Source organism: Komagataeibacter ossonobensis (assembly GCF_057359305.1).
In genome coordinates this window covers 1-22,763 of sequence record NZ_JBXAYQ010000027.1, presented here as the reverse complement: position 1 = coordinate 22,763, position 22,763 = coordinate 1, and the positions used below count along the sequence as shown (strand labels likewise).

The 22,763-nt window shown below is 61.4% G+C and carries 21 protein-coding genes, 1 pseudogene and 3 riboswitches; of the genes and pseudogenes, 17 read left to right on the top strand and 5 right to left on the bottom strand.

Going from position 1 to position 22,763, the window contains the following annotated elements; genetic code table 11:
* Positions 1-295: 295 nt before the first annotated feature.
* A complete protein-coding gene (locus AC1RQ9_RS13465) occupies positions 296-1,633 on the top strand; it encodes a transposase (RefSeq protein ID WP_171791132.1) in 1,338 nt (445 codons plus the stop codon).
* On the top strand, positions 1,623-2,399 hold the full coding sequence (locus AC1RQ9_RS13460) for a segregation/condensation protein A (protein WP_110560944.1): 777 nt from the start codon (positions 1,623-1,625) through the stop codon (positions 2,397-2,399). Before AC1RQ9_RS13465 ends, AC1RQ9_RS13460 begins: the two co-directional genes overlap by 11 nt.
* 76 nt (positions 2,400-2,475) lie before the next feature.
* Here the strand turns inward: AC1RQ9_RS13460 and AC1RQ9_RS13455 are convergent, their stop codons facing one another.
* From AC1RQ9_RS13455 to AC1RQ9_RS13440, 4 genes are all read right to left on the bottom strand, one after another.
* A complete protein-coding gene (locus tag AC1RQ9_RS13455) occupies positions 2,476-4,374 on the bottom strand; it encodes a recombinase family protein (protein WP_485987374.1) in 1,899 nt (632 codons plus the stop codon).
* Positions 4,375-4,409: 35 nt separating this feature from the next.
* Positions 4,410-4,754 (bottom strand): type II toxin-antitoxin system RelE family toxin, encoded by a 345-nt coding sequence (locus AC1RQ9_RS13450; protein WP_171791625.1) that lies wholly within the window; start codon positions 4,752-4,754, stop codon positions 4,410-4,412.
* The gene (locus AC1RQ9_RS13445) at positions 4,747-5,010 is read right to left on the bottom strand and encodes a type II toxin-antitoxin system RelB/DinJ family antitoxin (RefSeq protein ID WP_012553568.1); all 264 of its coding nucleotides are present in this window, start codon (positions 5,008-5,010) and stop codon (positions 4,747-4,749) included. Before AC1RQ9_RS13445 ends, AC1RQ9_RS13450 begins: the two co-directional genes overlap by 8 nt.
* A 292-nt stretch (positions 5,011-5,302) precedes the next feature.
* On the bottom strand, positions 5,303-8,260 hold the full coding sequence (locus tag AC1RQ9_RS13440; RefSeq protein WP_010510903.1) for a Tn3 family transposase: 2,958 nt from the start codon (positions 8,258-8,260) through the stop codon (positions 5,303-5,305).
* A gap of 156 nt (positions 8,261-8,416) precedes the next feature.
* Here AC1RQ9_RS13440 and AC1RQ9_RS13435 point away from each other — a divergent pair, with 156 nt between their 5' ends.
* The 6 genes from AC1RQ9_RS13435 to AC1RQ9_RS13410 all read left to right on the top strand — a co-directional run bounded on the left by AC1RQ9_RS13435 (position 8,417) and on the right by AC1RQ9_RS13410 (position 13,708).
* Complete coding sequence (locus AC1RQ9_RS13435) at positions 8,417-9,010, top strand: recombinase family protein (RefSeq protein ID WP_010510905.1); 594 nt, start codon at positions 8,417-8,419, stop codon at positions 9,008-9,010.
* 135 nt (positions 9,011-9,145) lie between these two features.
* Positions 9,146-10,471 (top strand): FAD/NAD(P)-binding protein, encoded by a 1,326-nt coding sequence (locus AC1RQ9_RS13430; protein WP_010510907.1) that lies wholly within the window; start codon positions 9,146-9,148, stop codon positions 10,469-10,471.
* Complete coding sequence (locus tag AC1RQ9_RS13425) at positions 10,468-10,842, top strand: YidH family protein (RefSeq protein WP_010510909.1); 375 nt, start codon at positions 10,468-10,470, stop codon at positions 10,840-10,842. The genes AC1RQ9_RS13430 and AC1RQ9_RS13425 overlap by 4 nt, the downstream gene beginning before the upstream one ends.
* Complete coding sequence (locus AC1RQ9_RS13420) at positions 10,839-11,735, top strand: LysR family transcriptional regulator (RefSeq protein WP_010510913.1); 897 nt, start codon at positions 10,839-10,841, stop codon at positions 11,733-11,735. The genes AC1RQ9_RS13425 and AC1RQ9_RS13420 overlap by 4 nt, the downstream gene beginning before the upstream one ends.
* The gene (locus AC1RQ9_RS13415; protein ID WP_010510914.1) at positions 11,732-12,853 is read left to right on the top strand and encodes a TDT family transporter; all 1,122 of its coding nucleotides are present in this window, start codon (positions 11,732-11,734) and stop codon (positions 12,851-12,853) included. Before AC1RQ9_RS13420 ends, AC1RQ9_RS13415 begins: the two co-directional genes overlap by 4 nt.
* Before the next feature lie 339 nt (positions 12,854-13,192).
* Positions 13,193-13,708, top strand: coding sequence for a thioredoxin domain-containing protein (locus tag AC1RQ9_RS13410; RefSeq protein ID WP_010510917.1), 516 nt, complete (start codon positions 13,193-13,195; stop codon positions 13,706-13,708).
* Between the two features lie 60 nt (positions 13,709-13,768).
* Here the strand turns inward: AC1RQ9_RS13410 and AC1RQ9_RS13405 are convergent, their stop codons facing one another.
* Positions 13,769-14,578 carry a universal stress protein gene (locus AC1RQ9_RS13405; protein WP_010510919.1) on the bottom strand — a complete coding sequence of 270 codons (810 nt, stop codon included), beginning with the start codon at positions 14,576-14,578 and terminating at the stop codon, positions 13,769-13,771.
* A gap of 72 nt (positions 14,579-14,650) precedes the next feature.
* Positions 14,651-14,711, bottom strand: a riboswitch (Fluoride riboswitch).
* A gap of 177 nt (positions 14,712-14,888) precedes the next feature.
* A riboswitch (Fluoride riboswitch) is annotated at positions 14,889-14,954 on the top strand.
* An 80-nt stretch (positions 14,955-15,034) separates the two neighbouring features.
* On the opposite strand from AC1RQ9_RS13405, the gene crcB reads away from it, so the two are divergent.
* The 9 genes and pseudogenes from crcB to AC1RQ9_RS13360 form a co-directional block, all read left to right on the top strand.
* Positions 15,035-15,469, top strand: a complete 435-nt coding sequence (crcB, locus tag AC1RQ9_RS13400; RefSeq protein ID WP_010510921.1) for a fluoride efflux transporter CrcB — start codon at positions 15,035-15,037, stop codon at positions 15,467-15,469.
* A 19-nt stretch (positions 15,470-15,488) separates the two neighbouring features.
* Positions 15,489-15,926, top strand: coding sequence for an EamA family transporter (locus AC1RQ9_RS13395; protein WP_029335745.1), 438 nt, complete (start codon positions 15,489-15,491; stop codon positions 15,924-15,926).
* The gene (locus AC1RQ9_RS13390; RefSeq protein WP_010510926.1) at positions 15,901-16,746 is read left to right on the top strand and encodes a hypothetical protein; all 846 of its coding nucleotides are present in this window, start codon (positions 15,901-15,903) and stop codon (positions 16,744-16,746) included. The genes AC1RQ9_RS13395 and AC1RQ9_RS13390 overlap by 26 nt, the downstream gene beginning before the upstream one ends.
* Before the next feature lie 112 nt (positions 16,747-16,858).
* On the top strand, positions 16,859-17,656 hold the full coding sequence (tetH, locus tag AC1RQ9_RS13385; RefSeq protein WP_010510927.1) for a thiosulfate dehydrogenase: 798 nt from the start codon (positions 16,859-16,861) through the stop codon (positions 17,654-17,656).
* Between the two features lie 8 nt (positions 17,657-17,664).
* Entirely contained in the window at positions 17,665-18,699 is a 1,035-nt protein-coding gene (locus tag AC1RQ9_RS13380; protein WP_011251528.1) for a substrate-binding domain-containing protein, read from the top strand.
* Between the two features lie 12 nt (positions 18,700-18,711).
* On the top strand, positions 18,712-19,821 hold the full coding sequence (locus tag AC1RQ9_RS13375; protein WP_231290067.1) for a TQO small subunit DoxD: 1,110 nt from the start codon (positions 18,712-18,714) through the stop codon (positions 19,819-19,821).
* Positions 19,822-20,541: 720 nt separating this feature from the next.
* Positions 20,542-21,096, top strand: a pseudogene (locus AC1RQ9_RS13370) (carbohydrate porin); the annotation flags it as partial.
* Between the two features lie 148 nt (positions 21,097-21,244).
* Positions 21,245-21,478: riboswitch (cobalamin riboswitch) on the top strand.
* Positions 21,479-21,789: 311 nt separating this feature from the next.
* On the top strand, positions 21,790-22,518 hold the full coding sequence (locus AC1RQ9_RS13365; protein ID WP_231850456.1) for a uroporphyrinogen decarboxylase/cobalamine-independent methonine synthase family protein: 729 nt from the start codon (positions 21,790-21,792) through the stop codon (positions 22,516-22,518).
* A gap of 21 nt (positions 22,519-22,539) precedes the next feature.
* Positions 22,540-22,763, top strand: a 224-nt coding sequence (locus AC1RQ9_RS13360; RefSeq protein WP_014106889.1) for a Rieske (2Fe-2S) protein, incomplete at its 3' end; no start/stop codon positions are given.

The following is a 22,763-nucleotide window of genomic DNA, read 5'->3' as shown; positions in this document are numbered from 1 at the left end:
TCCGACAAGATAACTTATCGGAAGTAGATTTTTGATCGGTCGGATTTTGACTGGCAGGGAGAGGAGGGAGCAGAAAGTCCGGGAAACCCCGCCTTTCAGGATCAATCGGGCGCTTTTCCGTTCTCCAAAACCCGTTAACATGATACGACGTATTATATGAAGCACAAACGCCTTAATATGGTCAGGGTCAGGCAGCGCGGTTTTCCGCTGAGGGTGGGCAGGCTGTCCGCTTTCGCCGTCCGTCCGACGTCGGCCTGCAGCGAGTTTAGGGCGGAAAACCGGGGATCCGACCAGAATGGCTGAGATCGGTCGACCGCTGCAGGCGGCGCGGCCCCCGACCGGCCTGTCGCCGGCCACGGCACGGGCCTATGCGGCCTCCTGGCGCGCCTTTGTCAGGACCCAACCAGCCGATAGCGGCTTTCCGGTCGGCCCTGTGGCGGTGGCAGCGTGGCTGGAGGCCCGGGCGAAGGCGGGACGGCCGCGGCAGAGCCTGGTGGTGGATCGCGCGGCGCTGACGGCGTGGTGTGCCGCCAATGGCGAGGGGCTTGATGTCGCCCTGCCCGCTACGCGGGTGCGCCGGACCGGGGCCGGGGTCGATGTGGCTTCGCTGCTGGCCGCCGCGCGACGCTGCGGCCCCGACCTGTCCGGCCTGCGCGACCGGGCTTTGCTGCTGCTGGCGGCCACGCTGGACATCGGCGCTGAAGCGCTGGCCCGGCTGACGGTGGAAGACATCAGCGACACGACAGACGGCATGACCGTCGCCCTGCTGCGGCCCCGGTCCGGGCACCACCAGCTGCGCCGGTTGCGGCGGCGCCGGGATCCGGCCGTCTGTCCGGTGCGGTCCTGGGCCGCCTGGCGCGCCGCGGCGCAGTTGCGCTGGGGGGCAGCGTTCCGGGGGATCGATGCGCATGGCACGATCGGGGATCCATTGTCGGTGCCGGGGATCCGGTTCGTGCTGGACCGGACACTGGGACGTCCGGACCGCCCGGCCCACCGGGTACCCCGGACAAAATCCGGGTCCCCGCCAGAGTCCTCAGTTGGGACAGCGGCGCGCCGACGCACGACGCGGCCCGCCCCGGATTGGATCTGGACGACGTTGACGGTGAGCGGTCCGGTGGGTGCCGTGGCCCGGTTCCGGGCGGCGGCCCAGGGCCCGGGGATCATTCCCTGGCAGGTGGATTTTGATTACGAACAGGCCCGCCTGCTGGCGCCGATGGCGGGAAAGGGGGCGCAGGCGGTGACGCTGGCCCGGCTGCTGCGGCAGGCGTCCGAGCGCCTGCATCGGGTTGCCCTGCAGCATCAGGCGGCAGGCACCCCTGCCTGTGCCTTTGACCTGCACCGACTGGTACCGGTTCCCGGTCCCATTCTTGAAGCCGGGGCGGACTCCCGTGCGGCGGCAGCCTGGCTGCAGGCGCAGTGGGGCACGCTGCTACCGTTGCGCCGGGTGGAGGTCGAAGCCCCGCTCGACCAGCGCGCGCGCCGCAGTGCCCGGCTGGTCTACCACTTCTGGTCGGCGGAATGGACGCCGTGGCAGGCGCTGGAGCAGATACGGACAGATTGGCCAGAGCTGATGTTCGACATTCGGCCGCATTACGCACGCGCTGATGACAGGAAGACCGCCAATGTCGCCTGACGAGGACGAAGACTGGGGCGATCCGCCGCGCCGGCGGCCGCGCCCGGCGGTGCCCGAGTTCCATGTCGAGGGGTTTGACGGCCCGCTGGACCTGCTGCTGGATCTGGCAGAACGGCAGCGTCTGGATCTGGGCGTCCTGTCCATCGCGGACCTGGCGGCCCAGTTTGTCGCTGAGGCGGAGCGGTTGGCCCGCACGACGCCGCTCATGCAGCGCGCGGACTGGGTGATCTGGATCGCCCGGCTGGTGTTCCTGCGCTCGCGGCTGCTGTTTGCCAAGCAGGCGGAAAAACAGCTTGCCGAAAAAGAGGCGCGCCGGACGGTCGGCCAGATCGAGGGGATGCTGGAGATGCGCGCAGCGGCAGACTGGCTGGAAGCGAAGCCACAGCTTGGGGTGTCGGTTTTTGCGCGGGGCAGGGGCGCCGTGAAGAGCGGCGTTTTGGGAAGGCAGGGGACGTATTTCAGTCTAATGGAAGCCTGTCTCGGTACGCTGGAGCACGAATTGGCACGGGTCGAGACATCCGTCCCGATCTATCGGATCGATGTGCCCTCCTACTGGCGTGTGAGCGATGCATTGGCCTTTATCCGAGCGAAAATGAGAAACGGAACTTTCCGGAACATATGGGGCTGTGTTCCCGCGATGGCGTCTACCGAGCCTGAGGGAACGATTGGTCGTCGAACGGCTGTGGCTGCGACATTTGTGGCTGGGCTGGAATTGGTGCGGGCGGGAGATGCGTCAATCGATATGATTAAATTTCCCGTGGCGTGATGTATAGCGGTTGCAGACTCTCAGGAATGGTCAGGATCTCGCCATTAGATCCGCTTTCGCATGCGAAGGAATGGGACTACACGACTGAGTTTATGCTACACTGCGTATTGCTCATGAGAAACCGCGTCTGTCTAATGAAGTATCCCTCAATATCCTGCGTGGGATTACCGATGAGTCCCGTGCGAGAGAGATGCGACGATACTCGCGCCGGTACGGGCTTTCTGGCACATAACCCGAAGGCCGTAGGTTCAAATCCTGCCCCCGCAACCAATGTAGCCTGCTCATTACTGGCAGAGCGCAGTTTTCTTCGGTTGTGGGTCCCCGCAATACCCGATACCGACACTCCCGGAGCCCTGGCTCCGGGAGTGTTCGTGTTTTTGGTCCCCTGACCGCGTGAGGCGGCGAAATCCAGCAGGTTTCCGAGTTCGCCATGGAGCGTGGCGTGCATCTCGCCCCGGCCCTTGCCGGGATGGAGCACGATCTTCTCGATCAGCGCGCGGATGGCCTCGGAGGCATCCTGACGGTCCTCGGGATGGTTCAGGGTTTCCGCCAGCCGTTCGACCTTGTTTTTGAAGATCCCGGCGACGTTGGGATGGATATCGGGCACGTCCTGCGGCTGGGCGGCAAGCATAGCGACCAGTTCATCCTCACGGGCCTCCATTTCGCGCATGCGCTCGACCATGCCGCGCGTATAGCCGCCATCCTCGATCACCTGGAGCATCTGTTTCAGCCCCTTGCGCAGCCTGGTCAGTTCCGTCTGCCAGCCGGCCGTGCTGGCGCGGCGTTCGTGGTTGGCGCGATTGGTTTCTTCCACATAAGCGCGCATCGCCTCGGCGGCGGCTTCCGGCGTCATCAGCCGGTCCTTGAGACCCGACAGCACGCGGTCTTCCAGTTCCGGGCGACGGATCGTGGTCCTGTTGGTGCAGGAGCGGTTGTCCATGTGGGTGGAGCAGGCGAATCGGTCGCCGCCCCGGATCGAGCAGGGACCGCCGCATACCCCACAGAACACCAACCCCGACAGGAGCGATTTTGGACGGCGCTGGCCATTGAGCTTGTTGATCGACGCCCGGATGCCGGCACTGATGTTCACGCTCTTCTCAGCGATCAGCGCCTGCCGGGCACGGACGGCCTGCCAGAGATCATCATCCATGATCCGTAGGTCCGGCACCTCGGTGACGATCCACTCCGATTGCGGATTGAGTCGGGACACGCGCTTGCCGGTCTGCGGGTCTTTCAGGTAGCGCAACCGGTTCCACACCAGCCGGCCGATATAAAGCTCGTTGTTCAGAATGCCGGTGCCACGCAGGGCGTTGCCCCGTAGGGTGGTATTGTTCCATTTGCCGCCCGTGGGGCTGAGGATACCTTCGTCGTTCAGGCGGCCGGCGATGGCAAGCGCGCTGCGTCCGGACGCGAACTCACGGAAGATGCGGCGGACGATTTCCGCCTGTGCGTCGTCAATCTCGCGGTCGCCCCGGATCAGTTCGCCTCGCACGTCCATCTGATGCACGACGCGATAGCCGTAGCACAGGCCGCCGCCGGATTTACCCGCCTCGACCCGGCCGCGCAGGCCGCGATGGGTCTTCAGGGCCAAGTCTTTGAGGAACAGGGCGTTCATCGTGCCCTTGAGGCCGACGTGAAGCTCACTGATTTCGCCCTCCGCCAGGGTGACAATAGTGACGCCGGCGAATTGTAGGCGCTTGAACAGGGTGGCGACGTCGGCCTGGTCGCGGGACACGCGATCGAGGGCTTCAGCGAGCACGATGTCGAACTGCCCGGCCTGGGCGTCGCGGAGCAGGGTCTGGATGCCGGGACGCAGGATCATGCTGGCCCCGGAGATGGCCGCGTCGCGATAGTAATCGACCACCTGCCAGCCCTCGCGCGCGGCGCGCTCTTCACAGAGGCGGAACTGGTCCTCGATAGAAGCCGCCCGCTGGTTGTCCGAGGAATAGCGAGCATAGAGTGCGACACGGGTCATGGCGGCTTTTCCCCACAGGTGGTTTTTCGTAAGCTTTACCTTTTGCGACTTTTGCCGCTGGGCTGTTTTATCCGGTCGGCTGGCGTCTCCGGGATGCGCCCGGTTGCCGTCGTGTAGATTTCGTTGTCCTCACGGCGTCCTACCGCGATGACGAAGATGACGATCCGCTGTTCCACGACCTGATAGACGAGGCGGTAGCCGTCCTGGCGCAGTTTGATCTTGTAGAATCCCGCGAGATCGCCGTGTAGTTCGTTGCCAGGAGAATACGGATTTAGGACCAGTTTTTCGAGTTTCTTCTCGAATTTCTTGCGAACGCTCCCGTCCAACCCATCCCACTCGCGGAGAGCGCGATCGTCGAACTCGATCGCGTATTCAGTCATCCGGATGGCGGGCCTTCAAGTCCGCCAGCGTCATGCGATGACGCGGCGCGGGATCGGCGAGGCGTTCGCGGACGATCTCGATCAGCCTTGCATCCTCGTCGGTCACAAGGCGGCGCTTGACCGGCGGCTGGCCGGTCTCGGCGATATAGGCCAGGGTATCGCGCAGCACGTCGGACAGGGACATGCCTTGCGCCGATAGCTTCGCGACAGCGGCGGCCTTGAGGGTGTCATCGACACGGAACGTCACGGCGGACATGGCTTCCTCCTGATTGCAGGACAATTGTAATACATTTGTACGAATATGGGAAGCGCAAAACAGGTGATCCCGGCCTGCCTGAAGGGGTGCCCTGGATGGGACAGGCGTCACTCATCTGGTTCCTTCCGACTTGCTGCACTTCGGTCTGACGGATCGTTGTCGTTGGCTGTGTCAATCTGACCCAGCCGCCGTTGGAATTCCTCGCGGGCGATCTGGCGTCCAAGGGCTGACTACACGAAAGTGCGTTTTACGTACGCTTAGGGTGAACGCCTGAAGAACATCCCGTTCGAAGTCATGCAGCCAGCAAGGAAGCAGGCATCCGGAGCGGCCGCAGCTTTCCGGTTTCCGGTTGTTCCTCGACGTTCCACCGATAGTCGCCCGTCAGGGAGATATGCTCCCAGCCGAGCGGCGCGATATGCCGCGCCAGATCATCGGGAATGCCGAGTGACTGGATGGCGGCTTGCAGATAGCGCGTGTTCCAGAGAATGATTGCCGCGACCAGCAGGTTCAGGCCCGATGCGCGGTAGGCCTGATTTTCAAAACGCCGGTCCCGCAATTCACCTAACTGGTTGAAGAACAGCGCCCGGGCGAGTGCGTTGCGTGCCTCGCCCTTGTTTAGCCCGGCCTGGGTGCGTCTGCGCAAATCCAGATCCCGCAACCAGTCGAGCATGAAGATTGAGCGTTCGATCCGGCCGATTTCGCGCAAGGCGACCGCCAAACCGTTTTGCCGGGGATAGGAGGCGAGCTTGCGCAGCATGGCCGAGGCCGTCACGGTGCCGCTGCGAATGGACATCGTCAGACGCAGAACGTCGTCCCAGTGCGCCGCGACATGATCGGCCGCAATCGGATCACCGGTCATGCCGCCCAGAAGATCACCCGGGATCTGGCCGGGCAGCAGGTGCAGCTTGCGCTCTTTCAGATCCCGCAGCCGCGGTGCGAACCGATAGCCGAAGAACGGCATCAGCCCGAAGACATGATCCGAGGCGCCACCCGTGTCGGTATAGTGTTCCTCTATCGACAGGCCGGTCGCGTGATACAATAGGCCGTCCAGCACATACGGCGCTTCCCCGGCCGTTGCGGCAATTACCCGGGTCGCAAACGGATCATACTGATCGGAGACATGGGTGTAGAAACTCACGCCCGGTTCACTGCCGTTACGCGCGTTGATGTCGCTGATCGCAGCACCCCGGCCACCGGCAAGAAATTGCTGTCCGTCGCTCGACGATGATGTGCCGTCGCCCCACAACGCCGCCAGCGGCACGGTGCGATGCGCCTCGATGAGGCGACCGAGCGCTTCGGTATAGCCGGTCTCGCTGATGTGCCAGTCATGCAGATGGGCCAGCTGGCGCAGGGTAGCACCCTGACAGGTATCGGCCATACGAGTCAGCCCGAGATTGATCCCGTCCGCCAGGATCACCGTCAGCAGCGCGTTCTTGTCATCAGCGATACGGCTGGAGCGCCGATGGGTGAAACAGTCGGTGAAGCCGGTCCAGGAATCGACCTCCAGCAGAAGATCGGTGATCTTGACCCGTGGCAGCCGATTATACGCGGCCCGCCGCAGATCCTCGACGACTGAGGGCGTGATCGCTTTCAACGGCGAAATCACGAGGCCACTTCCGTCCAGGCGCACCTGCGGCAGTTTCCCCTGTCGAGCCAAGTCCGATACTTGCATTAACGCGGTATCCAGCGTGGCGCGCCGTTGGGAGAGGAAGGCCTCGGCTGTTCCGTTGATCGCCAAGGGCAGCGGACCACGGGCACGCATCGCCGCGAAGGTAGCCTCCGGCAAGAGATAGCTGTCGAAGGCGCGGTACTGACGGCTTTCCGTCAGCCAGACGTCACCAGCGCGCAGGCGCTCGCGTAGCTGGATCAAAGCGCATAGCTCGTAGGCTGGGCGCACGAGCACCCCATCCTGCCTGACGAAGGCGCGCCAGGACGGCGGGATGAACCGGGTCGGGCACGTTTCCGGCAAGCGACGTTTACCGGTGCGGTAGAGATCGCCAATGAGCTGCACCGCCTCCAGCAACCCCTGCATGGCACGACCACCCCGAAACTGGAACGCGTTGAGGAATGGCCCGATAGCCGGACGAATGGACCGGTGCCGATCAATGAGTTCAGCCGTGCGGTCGACCGTTTCCGGCGCCGTCAAGGTTTCAGCCTTGCCAATTGCTTCGTCCAGACGCGGCCAATCGATCGCCGTGATGGCCGACAGCGAATCAATGCCTCGGGCGCGCGCCTCGATCAGGTGACGGCACGAGGCCATCAGCAGGCGCAGTTGCGCCTGCAGTGATCGCACCGTGACGATCGCCTTGTCGCGCGTGCGATTTTCGGCGCGACGCATCATGCTGCCGAGCAGCTTATCCATCATCGTCAGCGCGGCATCAGTCAGTATCTCTTCGAACCGGATCCCACCCGCCACCAGAATGGCATGGCGTCGACCGACGGGAAGCTCGGCCAGATGCTGGGGGGTGATCCGGGCGGCCTCGTCACTCAGGCGGTCGAACGCCATGCGCGGGATGGTCGCGGCGCGCGAGGCGTCCAGCTTCAACGCCCTCACATGATCGAGGCGTTCCAGCAGACGCAGCACATTGCGCGATGCCGGTGACAGAGGCGGATTGCGCAGCCATGACAGCCAGGAGGCACTGCGCTCGCTGCGGCGCTCCAGGATTCTGTCCAGGCGAGAGCGGGTATCAGGCGTCAGGTCACCCGACAGCACGTCCTGCACAAGCTGATCTGCCTGCTGACGGGCGCGGCGGACCAGCGCCTCGATTACCGTTACCGACGGCAGGAGGATCTTGCGGCGTCGCATCTCGTCGATCAGGATCACGGCCAGACGGGATGGCTGGGTCACGTTCTGCGCGATCGGCATCGCAAAAAGGGTCAGATCCTGAAACGCCGCCCGGTCGAAGGCCCGGTAGCCGTGACGCCGCATGAGAGTGGCCAGATGCGACCGGCGGGTTTCGTCACGACGCGCATAGTGCTGCCAGATGCCGGGTGACAGATCGAGCTGCCGTGCCACGAACGCCAGAATGGGGGCGGGTGGCGTTTCGCGTTCCTCCAGAACGCGTCCCGGCCAACGCATGTAGAGCATGACCATCGCAAAGCCCAACCGGGATGCATCGCCGCGACGGGTCGCGATCAGATCGAAATCGTCCTGTCCCAAGGTGAAATTTCGCGTGATCTCACGTTCATCGACGGAGGGATCAAGATGTCGCGCAAGCGCTTCGCGGGTCAGCAGGCGACGGCGCGCCATGATCGTACATCTCCCTGATGTGTCCGAAAGAGGATCGTTGAACGGACCCGCTCTGGCCGACCAGATGACCCATGGAAAACGGCCAAGAACAGAGTCTCATATAGATAGTACGATATTTTTTGCGATGAAGGGTCCTTATACGTTACAATATTTCCCATGACGCACGTCCTGATTGGCTACGCCCGCTGCTCGACCGACAAGCAGGACCTCGCCGTGCAGCGTGAGACCCTGCTCAACCTCGGGGTCGCCGCTGAACGGATCTATACTGACAAGGGATTCACCGGAACGACCCGGACCCGCCCTGGCCTGGATCAGGCTCTGGCAGCTGTGCGACGCGGTGACACCCTCGTCGTGCCAAAACTCGATCGGCTGGCCCGATCGGTGCCGGACGCGCGCGCGATCGGAGACGACCTCGCCGCCAGGGGCGTACGCCTCCAGCTCGGTGCCAGCGTGCATGACCCGTCCGATCCGATGGGCAAGCTCTTCTTCAATATCCTCGCAACATTCGCCGAGTTCGAGGCCGACCTGATCCGGATGCGAACCCGCGAAGGCATGGCGGTTGCCCGTGCCAAGGGCAAACTGCGCGGCAAGAAGCCCAAGCTCTCCGAGCGGCAGCAGAAGGAACTGCGCCGGATGTACGACACCGGCGATTACTCGATCAGCGATCTCGCCGACGTCTTTTCAGTGTCACGGCCGACGGTTTACCGAACGCTTGTGCGTTTAGCTGCTGTGCCTGCAACGGAAGCATGACTGGCGGCAATTATGTTGTATGCGAAGGTCAGGGAGACAGTTCGATAGTTTCGAACGTTCCAATCTAGACAATCTCATGGATGGTTCAGAAGCTTCGGATCATTCTGGTGACACGCAATCCAGGAGAGTTACGATATGACCGAGCCCGATCAACACGACATCGTCATCATCGGTGGGGGCGCAAGCGGCACGCTGACGGCGTGGAACCTCGCCACCCGCTACGGTATGACTGCGACGCTGGTCGATCCGTCCGACCGTCCCGGCTTCGGGCTCGCTTACTCAACACCGTCATTGAAAAATCTCCTGAATGTCCCGGCCAAGGGCATGAGCGCCGACCCGGCCGACCCCGACCACTTCTTGCGCTGGCTGGCCGAGAACGTGCCCGGCACGATCGATGACGGGGAGTTCGTGCCGCGCGCGCTCTATGGCCTTTATCTTCGCAACCTGCATTCTATCGCAGCTCCTGAGCACGTCCGGCAGCGCGCCGTCGGTTGTCACCGGATCGACGGCGGCTTTGCCGTGACACTCGCTGACGGGGAGGTGCTATATGCCAGACAGGTCGTGCTGGCTTCCGGGCATTTCGATCCGGCGCGCCTGCCCGGTATCCCGCGCGAACTGGACGACACCGGCCGCTATCACCACAACGCCTGGGATGAACGGGCATTGGCCAACGTTGCGCCCGATGACGCGGTGACGCTGATCGGCACCGGCCTGACCACGATCGACGTACTACTGCGTCTGCGGGAGAACGGCCACCGCGGACAGGTGACGGCCCTGTCGCGTCGCGGCCTGTTTCCCGAACGGCATGCGGCATACACGAAGCTGCCAGCACCTGTCTTTACACCCGGAAATACAGCATCAACCGCACTCGCCTACCTGCGCGCTTTCCATGCGGCACTGAAACGCGGCACCGACTGGCGGGCGGCGGTGGACAGCATGCGTCCGGTCATCAACACGCTGTGGCTGGCGCTGCCGGATGTCGAAAAATCCCGTTTCCAGCGGCATTTGCTACGGCGCTGGGAAATCCTGCGGCATCGTATGGCTCCGCATATTGCAGATATCCTTGACCAGGAGCGTCAGGCCGGAACCTTGCGCGTGCTTGACGGGCGCGTGACCGCAATCAGCACCGGCGAAGATGGCCTGATCGTCAGGGCCGGCGACGACATGACGATCACCGCCGCCCACGTCATCAACTGTACCGGCCCCAGCCTGAAATACCAACGCGCAGACGCGCCCTTGCTGCACGATTTGTTCAATCGGGGTGAGATAGTTCCTGGTTTCAAGGGCGCGGGCCTGTCCTGCACGCCGGACGGTGCGCTCATCAACGCGGAGGGCGACGTGGCGGACGATCTGTTTACAATCGGCCCGGCGCGGCTCGGCGTGCTGCTGGAGTCCATTGCCATTCCGGAAATCCGCGTGCAGGCCCGTGAGGTCGCCGACCGGCTGGCGCAGGCCGTATGATCCCGCGCTATACCGATCACGCAGCCAATGAGCGGACCTTTCTCGCCTGGCTCCGCACGGCGCTTGCCATTGTGGCCTTCGGCGGCGTACTGGCGAAATTTGACCTGTTCCTGCGTCTGGCGGCAGACCAGCACGATGCCGCCGCACCGCGCCCTTATGGGGTCACCGCCGAACTGGGCGTCGTGTTCGTCGCGCTCGGCGTTGTTCTGTTCGCCGCAGCGTATCGGCGGTTCCAAGCCACGCGTACGGCAATCGCGGCGGATACGACGCATTACTCGGTCGGTCCTGGGATGGAGCGCGCGCTAACGATTGCGCTTGGTGCCCTTGGCTGTGCCGTGCTGGTGGCCCTGACCCGGGCGGTAGTGTCATGACGCTGGAACAACTTCGGATTTTCGCAGCTGTCGCCGAGCGCGAGCACATCACCCGGGCCGCCGAATTCCTCAATCTGACGCAATCCGCCGTCAGTCATGCCGTGACCCAACTGGAGGGCGAATTCCAGCTTGCTTTCTTCAGCCGGATCGGTCGCCGCATCGAACTGACACCGGCCGGTCGGTTGTTCCTTGAGGAAGCGCGCACCGTGCTGAACCGCGCAAACATCGCGCGCGAGCGGATGTTCGACCTCGCGGGCCTGCGCGACGGCAGCCTGCGCCTGCATGCCAGCCATACCATAGCGAGCTACTGGCTGCCCGCGCGTCTGAATGCGTTCCGCGCCGCGTATCCCGGCATTCGCCTACACGTCACGATCGCCAATACACGCGATATTGCGGCAGGGGTGCAATCGGGCGAGGCGTCGATTGGCCTGGTGGAAGGCGATCTGCCGACGCCGGACTTGCACAGCGATGTCGTCGCTCAGGATCAGCTGCTGCTGGTCGTGGCCCCCGATCACCCATGGGCGTCGACCCCGCCCGCGACCCGCGATCTCGCGCGCAGCCCGTGGGTTCTGCGCGAGGCCGGGTCGGGCACGCGCATCGAGTTCGAACACGCACTCCACGCCCTCGGCGTCGATCCGGCCGATCTCGACGTGATGCTGGAGGTCGCGTCCAACGAGGCGATGGCCAGCGCCGTGGAGACGGGGACCGCTGCTGCTGTGCTCTCGGCAAGCGTGGTGGCGGGCCGGATCGAGGCCGGGCTGCTATGCGCCGTGCCCATGAACCTGCCGGACCGGCAGTTCCGCGCGCTGCGCCACCCGCAACGCCGCCTGTCGCCGGCGGAAACTGCCTTTCTCGCCCTGCTGGGCGCCCCTGTCACAGTGAACAAGCCATGACGAAGCCGCTGCAGAACCTCGCCCATCCGCGCGAGATGATCCGCCAGTTCACGCCCAACTGGTTCGCTGCCACCATGGGGACGGGTATCCTGGCCCTCGCGCTACCGCAGATCCCCGTCGCCGGTTCGTATCTCCACGGCGTCGGCACAGCGTTGTGGCTTTTCAACATCGCCCTGTTTGCCCTGTTCGCCGGGCTTTATGCCGCGCGGTGGATGATGTTCGGCCACGAGGCGCGGCGGATCTTCGGGCATGGCACGGTATCGATGTTCTTCGGCACCATACCAATGGGACTGGCGACAATCATCAACGGCGGCATCGCGTTCGGCATTTCGTTGTTCGGTGAGGGCATCGTGGGCATCGCCCATGCGCTGTGGTGGCTGGACGTGGCGATGTCGATCGCCTGCGGGGTGCTGATCCCATATCTGATGTTCACACGGCACGAGCATCGTCTGGAAGGCATGACGGCGATCTGGCTGCTACCGGTCGTGGCGGCCGAAGTGGCGGGGGCATCCGGGGGACAGATCGCGCCGCATCTGGCGGATGCGGGCACGCAGCTCACCGTGCTGCTCACGTCCTATGTCCTCTGGGCGTATTCGGTGCCGGTCGCGTTCGGCATCCTGACGATCCTGACGCTACGCATGGCGCTGCACAAACTGCCGCATGAGAGCATGGCGGCGTCATGCTGGCTGGCGTTGGGACCGATCGGCACGGGCGCGCTCGGAATGCTGGTGTTGGGTGGGGACGCACCTGCAATCATGGCGCTGCATGGCCTGCGGGAGATCGGCATCGCGGCCCACGGCATGGGGGTCTTGGCGGGGCTGCTGTTGTGGGGCTTCGGGCTGTGGTGGTGGTTGATGGCGTGCCTGATCACGGCGCGCTACTGGCGCTCGGGCATCCCGTTCAATCTCGGCTGGTGGGGCTATACTTTCCCGTTGGGCGTTTACACGGTCGCAACGTTCCGGCTCGGTGCGATGCTCGATTGCGGGTTTTTCGGCGTCGCGGGCACGGTGTTCTGCGTGATGCTCGCCATCATGTGGCTGGTCGTCGCGGCCAAGACGCTCGCCAGCGGGTGGGCGGGAAATCTGTTCGTCTCTCCCTGCATCGCAACCCCGGAGTAGAGCGCATCGGCGTACGGCCTGATTTCGTCGACCGTGTATCCAATGAACCAGCGCATTGCGGCGCATTACCCTGAGAAACGCGTTGCAGGGCGCTGAGCTTTTCTCGAATGAGGCCTTCCGGGTGAAAGAGCAACCCGGTAATCTATTTTATCGAACGTTCTAAGCGATACGTTTCAATTTTCAGCCTCGTCCCCTGATCGTATCAAAGTCTTCACGAGAAGCGAGGCGGGAAATCGGTCCTGGCCGCGAAGCTCGAAAGGCAATGATTTGCATTCCGGAGAGTGTCTCTGCCCCTCCGAAAAATCATGCGCCGAAATGCGATCACGGGAACAGGCTTCCATGAAAATTTTTGGCAAATCGAAGGTTCTGCCTCTCGCCTCCGTCCTGACGGGACTGGCTCTGCTTGGCGGATGCGGAACGGCAATCACCAGCAGCAACAATCCCTCGCATGAACGGGCGCGTCTGTGGTGGGACTACAAGAGCCTGCCCGTCAAGTTCATCGGAACGGTTCCGGGTCAGACAGACGCGACGCTGGCTGCCCTTTATCCGACACAGGACGGCGTGGCATCGGCAGACAGCCGTCGTATCGTGATGTATCTCAACGCCGTGCGATTGCCTGCCAAGGACGAACTCTGCTCCGCCGAAACGGAATTTGCCCAAGGCGGGCCGAAAGGCGGTTTGACTCAGGTCACCGCAGCCATGTGTGACGGATCGAAAGAAATTACCCGCACCTCGGGACAGATTGCCACAGACGGCGCCTCTGCCCGGTGGCTGACGATCGGCTTCGACAATATTCGCGACCAGCTCTACACGGCGCTCACGCCCGGAGCTAATCACCCTTACATGGGGAACTGAGTTGTCCAATGCCGCGCGTGAAGTCGCTTGGGATATCAAGCGCGGCATCGGCATCGATGTTCAGTGATGGATCAACAATGGCAGCATCTCGTGGGCAAGAATGTCCTCGGTCACGCCTCCGAAAAGCCTTTCGAAGAAACGCGGATGCGTATAGGCGCCCATAACGAGAATATCCGCATTTGCGCGCAGTGCATGATCGCGAAGCGCGATCCCTTCACCGTCATCAATCCGAAAACGGTCGATACCGACACTGATGCCGGCATCCATCAACCGCCGGGCAGGATCAGGCATACATTCATCAGGGAGCGCTCCGATCAGGAAGGTCACGTGTTCGGCAGTCAGCAGCAACTTCCATGCCGCCGATAGTGCGGCATCCAACGCCCGGGACGGCTCCCACAGAATGACGGGACGAACGCCGATCGTCCGGGGCGCCTGCTCAGGAGCGATTAATACGGCGGCGTTGGCATCGAAAAGTGCTGCCATGAGAGTCTTTCTGGTCCGGTCGGGGTCGCTTGGCATGTGTCTGCCGACGACCACGAGATCGGCTTTCCGGCTTTGTTCGGCGACGATACTGCGAACGTCGCCTATCGCCTGGAGCCATTGTGCTGAGCCCGTGTCCGCGAGCGTCGTCATCCATCGCTCGGCGATGTCGCGCAAGGTACCACTCAAATTCTGTTCGCGCTTTTCGAACTCGGCGTGTTCGCTCTGCGTCTCGATGCCTTCGTCCTCAGACTGGAAGTCCGGATTGGTCTCCTGCCGCGGATGCAGGATCGTCACCTTGCAATCTTGCAAACGCACCATGAGGCTATCGACGGTGCGAAGGGTCTGGAGCGCCGGCCCAGGCCGATCGAGAATGGCCAGTATGTGCATGATAGATCTCCACTCCAAAGATAAACGACCTTCGGGACGAAGAGAGGCGCACATGTCTCCTCGTACCGATTGCGGCACAGAGGAGTCATCAGCCTTGCGGCGGTTTCAGGGGAACCCCATCCCCTTGTCCAGGACGACGAAATTCTGCTGTTCGCGCGTCATCGGGATTATGTGCGCCCGGCAGTGAGGGCGAGCAACAAAAAAGGAGGGCTGGCAGGTCACAAATACAGGAAACGGCTCTTCTCGGGATTAACCATGCCCCGACGGCGGCACCCTGAAGTAGCGCACTGCGACCGCTTTATGTTAACTCTCCCGACAAGGGGATGGAGCTCCCCCTTCAACCGCCCTCGCAAGGGCTGATGGCTCCTACCGCGACACAATGGCGGTGGGAGTGCGTCTGCATTTCGCCGCCCGAAACAGCGGGTTCCGTCCGAACTCGCGCAGAAAGGGAATGGCATGTCGTTTACAACCTGTCTTATCGTCATGGTCGGAGGCGCTCTCGGCACGTTGGCGCGTTACCTGGTTTCCGTCGCGGCCATGCCGATCAGCCGCTTCATCCCATGGGGCACGATCCTCCCCATCAACGCGCTCGGCTCGTTCGTGATCGGTTTCTTCGGCACGTTGACCCTTGCGGACGGGCGCTATCCGGTGTCGGAAAACATGCGTCTTTTCGTGATGATCGGGCTCTGCGGCGGCTATACGACGTTCTCATCCTTCAGCCTGCAGACGCTCGACCTGATCCGTAACGATGCCTGGGGGCGGGCGTCCGTGAACGTGGCTGCGTCGGTCATTCTCTGCATCGGTGCCGTGGCGCTGGGCCATATCACGGCCGACGGGTTCAACACGGGCGCCATCCGCATCGCCCAGACCGCAACCGAAGAAGACGCCTAACCGATAGGGCATCATGATCATGAATGGCTCAGGTGTGCCCCCTTGGTTGGTATGGGCTCTGTTATCAGCCGCCTTTGCGGCAATGACGGCAATCCTCGCCAAGCTCGGCGTTCAGGGGGTTGATTCTGATATCGCAACTTTCGTGCGCACGATCGTCATCGTCGTCGTGCTGGGAACGTTGCTTGCCCTCACCGGCAAGCTGCGCGCGCTAGACCCCATCGGTGGGCGGACGGTCCTCTTCCTCGTGCTGTCGGGTCTCGCCACGGGAGCATCATGGCTATGCTATTTTCGCGCGTTGAAGCTGGGCGATGCGGCGCGCGTGGCGCCTGTCGACAAGCTGAGTGTCGTTTTCGTGGCGATTTTCGGCGTCCTGGTCTTGGGCGAACATATGTCCGCCAAAGGCTGGGGCGGGGTTGTCCTGATCGCCCTCGGTGCTGTTCTCGTTGCCGTGGGCTAGGCACCGCGGCCATAACGCCGCATTGTTGCGCAACAGGGCCAATGAGTTTGTGGGGGCGTGCCTGTGCGCCGTGTTTGCCTGGTGCCTGACGGGTCCGGTGCACGCGCAGGGCGATCCCCAGGGTCTGAGCGCTAATTTACCCGTCAGGCTCAAGGACGCCTTTGTCACGCCGTCAGGACATGTCGCGCTGCAAACGGCCGAGCGCGTGAGTATAGCCGGCGACGGGCGCTACAGCGCGCGGGGTGGTCCGGCCATCAAGCTGGGGCTGCCCGGCCGGATCGAACTGAGCTTTGCGCCCGTGCGTCAGTTCGGCGACGCGTCAAGTGTTCATGGCAATCTGGCGGGCGCGGAAGTGGAATGGAACTTCCGCCAGCAGGGGCGCTACGTTCCGGCCATGCTCATATCGCTCATCCGCCAGGAGCCTTATGGGGGCGGCCATCAGGGACCACGCGACAGCGTCCAGTTCGTTGCGACGAAATCGCTTGGCCGTTCCAGGCAAGCGCCCAGGGTCGGCATAGAAATCGCCTGGACGCGATCCTTCAGGGTTCGGCCTGACGAGCGGCCGAAACGATGGATGGTCGGGATGGTCAGCTCGCATCTGATAGGGCCTCGAACTGCGCTGGTCGCCGATGTGGTGCGTCAGCAGCAAACCAGGCAACGACGCCTGTCGAGCTTCGTTGATATCGGCTTTAACCATATTCTGGAGCCGGCAGTAACAATAAGCGGTGGTCTCGGGGGCGGTGTCGCCAGCGATCGTGGAGCTGTGCGGGTTTTCATCGGCCTGAAATGGACCTCCGGGGTGATCTTTCAGGGGCTATGACCGAAGTCACATCGACGAGCGATCAAGAAAATCGAACGTTTCGTGCTTTCAAATGAGTTGGTTCAGGTGATCAAGAGAAGCGCATGATCAGGCTCTCCAAAGGAGACCGACTATGAACGACATGACTTCAAACCTTCGCGCCGACCGTCGCCATGCCCTGCTGGGCCTGATGGCGGCCACCGCCGGCGCCACGATCGCCACCACTTCCACTGCCTTGGCAGCACGATCTTCCTCGTCCCATGCGGACGGAACCGGCAATCTTGCCGTGCTGACCTCGCAGCTGGCCAGATCCCCGCGCCGCCGCGATTTCAGGACCGTGCCGATGGTGCTCGACGACCCGCACATGTGGGACGCCCAGGCACTTGATCTGGTGATCGCCTATCGCGGCGAGCGGAAGCAGGTCTGGGACAACACAGCAATCGATAGCCCCTGGCTCAACCTGATGCGCAATTCCGTTAACGCACAGGTGTTTTCGTTCAGACACCCGGACTTTCTCGCGGTGTCGGCCACGCATGGCTCCGCTCACCTTGCCCTCTATGACCAGACAATCTGGGACAAGTATCAGCTGGCGAAGCTCGCCGGGCCGGCCTTTGCGTCAAACACGCTTATCAAAACGCCAGACGGTGCTCTCGATGCTTCGGCTCACGAGGATACGAAAGGCCTTTTCGGAGCGGCAGGCAACACGATCCCGATTTTGCAAAAACGCGGCGTCGTCTTCATGGCCTGCCACAACGCGATCTGGGAGCAGACGGGCAAGCTGATCGAGAAAGGTATCAATCCCGATCGTCTGTCACACGAGCAGATGGCCGCCGAACTGACCAATCACCTGATCGACGGCGTCGTCCTGACCCCCGGCATCGTGGCAACGATCCCTGAACTGCAACATGCCGGTTTCGGCTACGTGAAGTGAGAACGACCATGACACCGTCAAGAATAAGAAAAACCCTGTTGGCCACAGCTGCGGCGACTTTCGTGCTGTCGACTGCTGCGGCGTTGGCCGATCCGGTGCAATGGAACGGCAAGGCGCAGACCCCGCATTACGCAGAAGACGTGTTTCCGCCGTGGCAGCACGGCCAGAACAACGACGCGACACGGCGCGGCTTCGAATTCACCGTCCCGGAAGTCGATGTTCTGGCCGATTTTCATGGCGACATCACGAATCCGAGCCTCGTCCTGTATGTCGGGGGAAACTACTTCTTCGCCATGGCGCCGCTCGTCTCGGCGTTCGAGCATGAGCATCCCGAATTCTCCGGAAAGATCTATTGGGAGACGATCCCGCCCGGATTGCTGATCCGCCAGATCGAAGCAGGCGGGACGATCACCTCCGGCAATATGACGTGGACGGCCAAGCCCGACGCCTATTTCGCGGGCCTCAAGAAGATCGATCAGTATATCAAGAGTGGCCTGCTTGCGGCGCCTGCCGTGCCCTATGTCACGAACACGCTCACGATCATGATTCCGAAAGACAATCCCGGCCACGTCGAATCCCTGAAGGATCTCGGCCGCCCGGGCATCAGGCTTGCGATGCCCAATCCCGAATTCGAGGGCATCGCGCGCCAGATCGAGGCATCACTGGACAAGGCGGGCGGCAAAGCTTTGGCCAACGCCGTCTACAAGACGAAAATTGCCAACGGCAGCACGGTCCTGACGCATATTCATCATCGGCAAACGCCGTTATTCCTGATGCAGGGCCTCGCTGACGCCGGTGTGACATGGCAGTCCGAAGCGATCTTCCAGGAACAGACCGGGCACGCCATCAGCCATGTGGACATTCCCGCCGATCAGAACAGCACGGCGATCTACGCGGGCGCGATGGTGAAGGGGGCCGCGCACCCTCAGGCCGCAAAGCTCTGGCTCGATTTCATCAAGTCGCCAACCGCCTTGGCGATTTTCGAACGCTACGGCTTCAAGGCCTATCACGGCGGCAGCATGCCGGATCACGACAGCGAGTAAATGGAGGCGAACATGAGTATCACACACGCATCAGCGCAGCGCGCCGTTTTTGGCGCCACCGCCCGACCCCTGACCGAAGCCGAGCGTAACTGGCGCATCGGCGGCCTCGCACTGCTGGCAACGCGGGTCATTCAGGGGTTCATTTACTGGGGCGGCGGGTCGCGCCGTTTCATCTATGCGCCTTCCAAGCTCGACGCCTGGGGCGGCCACAACTGGATGGCCAACAAATTTCAAACCGCGATGCCTGGGGCGCTGTTCGGCTTTGAACACGTCATCTCGTTCCTGTTGAAGCATTTCTGGCTCCTCTACACAGGTGTCATCGTCTTCAGCGCCGCCGAGCTGATCGCCGGTGCCGCGCTGATGGCAGGGTTCATGACCCGGGCGTCCGCGCTCGTCTCGATGGGTTTTTCCGTGATCCTGATGGCCATGTTCGGCTGGCAGGGCGCGACCTGTATCGACGAATGGACGATGGCCGCGTGTAACCTGGCTATGGGAACGACCCTGCTGCTCGGCGGATCGAGTGCTTTCAGCCTCGACAATGTGTTGCTGGCCCGACGTCCGCGTCTCGCAGACAGCGCCTGGTTTCGTTGGGCGAGCGGCGCGCTTCCGCTTCCGCTGGCGGATATTCCATTCCGGAACCTGACGCTGGCTTTGTTCGGCTTTGTCCTGATCTACAACGTCAGCACCTACAGCTATTTTCGCGGTTCCGTCGTTACGCCGTTCCATAGTGGGCCGGTGAGCCCGACGAAGCATCACGTGACGCTGTCCAATGCGGTCGTTCTCGCTGATGGCGGTATTCGCGTTCATGCCTATCTGGATGCAGGAACGCCTGAAGCACCCGTGCACATCGTTGATGCAGCCGTTATCGGGCCGGACAAAGTGATCGCAGAACACTGGGATGCCAAAGCTCTGTCAGCCCTGACGAAGCAGAACTTCGATAATGATTACGCCTATAACAAATTTGGCCCGGGGCCCTACGGTATCCGTGCGCCGATGGGGGCGAAGGCGACCATTACCCTCCCGTGGGTAACGCAGGCCCATACGCCGGCAAACGGATCGGTTATTCGCTTCACGGATGTCGACGGGCGTATATTCACGGCACCGCTTGGTGTTTCTAAATAAGTCTTGCTACAAGGCAGGAGACTGGCGCCGTTGGTTCTTCCGGCGGCGTCTCTCATAAGGAGCACGCGCCAAGCGCGCGTACATCATCGATCAAGTTTGGTATGATATCACCATATGACGCGCGTAGACTTTAACCAAGGCAGATTAAAACTCGTCTGCGTCAGATTTTATGGCATTTACAGTCAAGCGGCGGAAACTGAGCCAGCAATCAGATAGTATAGGCAATGCAGACTGGCCCTCGGCCAGCGGTCGCAGGTTCTCTCGGATCATCTTTTCGGCGCAGATCTAGGATCATTGCAACGATGCCCAGCAGTGGCATGCCGAGAAAGCCACAGAATAATATGACGGTTATCACGCCGTGTGTGGCAATTTCGTAAAACATCGGGCGTGTTCCTTTGGATAGAGTGACTGTCCGATCAATCTACCTATCGGTGCCCACTTAAAACATTCTTCATTTTCTACTGTTTCAATCTACCACGTCGAACAATTGAGTCCCTGTCTGCCTCGAGTTCATGACGATAGCACCTTCGAAACTGAGCGCTTGCTGCGGATAGATCACTCGTCACCTTTTTCCGAGCGCAGGTTACGAGAGACTTACGCGACCTTTTGTAAAACTACGGCCGAAAGGGATGCGCCTCAGCCTACAGCTAAACCTTACATGATAGTTCGTTTAACGTTCTCTCTAAGCGTACGTTAAATGCACTTTCGTGTAGTCACCCCTATGATACCGCGAAGTTCGCCGACTATCGTTACAACCGCAATGGCGGTTCGTTAGGAGCAGCAGTGGCCAACGCCACTGCTGCCACGCCACAAAGTGACCTGACCCCGCGCTGGGACCGGGGTAACTGGATGGTGTATGGTATCATCGACCAGATGATCTGGCGGCCGTCGCTCACATCGGCCCGCTCGGTGGGCGTGTTCGTACGCGCCACGGGTAATGGCGGTGATCGTAACCAGATCAGCTTCGCTATTGACGCCGGCCTGAATCTTAAGGCGCCGTTTAAGGGGCGCGATAACGACACGATCGGTCTGGGCTGGGGCATTGGTCGCGCCAGTTCCGGCCTGCGGCAATTTGACCGCGACAGTCAGACGCTTGTGCAGGGCAATGAAAACCATCTTGAACTGACCTATCAGGCGCAGGTTACGCCGTGGATGGTCATGCAGCCTGATTTTCAGTACGTATGGCACCCTTCGGGCGGCGCGCCGGATTGGACCGGTTTGCGCCGCGTAGGTGACGAAGCGATTTTCGGCCTGCACAGCAGCATTACTTTTTAAGTATAAATACACGAACAGAAAGTACTAATTTATATTATTGTTAAATCATATAAAACGTATGAATATGATAAGACGTAGAGTGTACTTGGCCGTCTGATCAGCATTGAAAGGAAAACATTGCTGAAAAGTGGAAGGTGGTGGCATATTCGCCTTCTATATAGTCAGTGGTTCCGTGCAAACGGATGAAAAGGGAACACCGTTCCGCTTCGGCAGGGTCCGTCCCGGAAGCCAGTCGGTGGCTGCTCCCGCAACTGTAAGCGGTATGGGGTCGTGTCGTCCATTTTCTGAGGGGAATGGGCCACTGTTGTGTCAGCAACGGGAAGGTAGACACGATCTGCGATAATCCGTGAGCCAGGAGACCTGCCACTGTCGATCTCACGGCCGCCGGGCGGGATGAACCGGAGGCAGGAGCACGGCTTTGCAGCACTGCATAGGCTTGCCTGTCGCTGAACGACACGGCACTTCCACAATTACAAACTGGCATGATGATGCGCAGACCTGCGGTGAACCCTCATGCTACTGACCGGGACGCTTGGTCTCTCGGGTTTTGATACCCCCGCATTGACCGCTTTGCAGCGGCGCACAGGCGTCTCGCATGTAGCGTCCAATTCCTGCCCGGATGACTGGCATCGCGTGTGGCAGACAGCACAGATGGTGGGTGTGGGGAAGGCTCCTCAGTGCGGCAGGAAGCGCATGCCCGAACTGACAGATCAGACGTTCTTCCACTTATGCAGCAATCCTGTCCGCGATGCATTTGTTGATGCATGGCAACGCGGGATCGCGACTGTGCCTGTGCTTCTAGGGCCAGTGAGCTTTCTTGCCGCATGTGACCGGACTGACGGCACGGACCCTGTCCTGTTGTTATTGAAGCTTCTTCCGGTGTACATCGAGATTCTACACGAACTCGCCACGGCAGGCTGTTTCTGGGTTCAGATTACGGAACCTGTCACAACGGCTGGTCCGATGTCGAAAGAACGCCAGACGGCGATGGAACTGGCATGGCGGAGCATGGCAGAGGTGGCATCCGGACATGCACTATCCCTCGTCTTCGTCGGGGGAGGAGGGGGCTTCTGGCGTAACCTGCCCCACGTCATGTCATTGCCGATGAATGGCCTTCATATCGATATGGTGCGCGGCGGCGCAGAACTTCCATCGGTGCTCTCTAATCTTAATCCGCGCTGTGACCTTCTTCTGGGAGTTGTGGACGGCCTGAATCGGATTCCAACGGATGTCTATAGCGCGATGCGATGGATAGATAAGATCCGTGCAGAATGTCTACGAAGGCGCGTGATTATTACACCGTCTACGACAATGCGTTTCACCAATAAGGACGGTAGGCAATTACCGCCTGAGGTTCACAATACACTTTCAGACTTGGCGAAGGTTCAACGTGCTTGCGTGGCGGCGACCTTCGTCCATTAACAAGATTTTGGAGGAATTGTCATGGGCATGACACATACTCTACTGCAACCTTTTGATCCGGACCACAATGCACAATGGTATCCCGCTTTGCGCAGTGCAGATCTGAGACATCAAAAAGCAATCGGGGTTTATTGCGGCAGCAGACCGGTTGTCATTGTCCGTCCAGAGGCAGGGCTGGTGTTCGCACTTGATGACCGGTGTACGCATCGTCAGGTACCACTCAGTCGTGGCGTGGTCAGCGGAAC